Here is a 291-nt window from a genome sequence, read left to right as displayed (position 1 = left end):
ACTTATTTCGCGGCCACGAGATTTCGGCCCATACCGTCACGCATCCATTCCTGGAGCAGTCTCCGGACGACCAGATTGCGGAGGAGCTGATCGCGGACCGTCGAAATCTGGAGGCGATTGCGGGATATCCTGTACGCGGCATGAGTTATCCGTTCGGCACCTACAACGACCGCGTTGTGCGGTCGCTGCCGGTGCTCGGTATCGAATATGCCCGGACTGTCCAGAGCCACGGAGGATTCCACATGCCGGATGATCCGCTGAGATGGCATCCGACCTGCCACCACAAGGACA

General features: G+C 59.5%; 1 protein-coding gene. It reads left to right on the top strand.

Going from position 1 to position 291, the window contains the following annotated elements:
- The coding region (locus tag KP806_RS27470; protein WP_224726937.1) for a polysaccharide deacetylase family protein at positions 1-291 on the top strand (291 nt) is incomplete at both ends.

Origin of the sequence: Paenibacillus vietnamensis, from assembly GCF_020169515.1 — a bacterium.
GTDB classification, from domain to species: Bacteria; Bacillota; Bacilli; order Paenibacillales; family Paenibacillaceae; genus Pristimantibacillus; species Pristimantibacillus vietnamensis.
The sequence above is the reverse complement of the archived record's forward strand: the minus strand, read 5'-3'. Positions and strand labels throughout refer to the sequence as shown.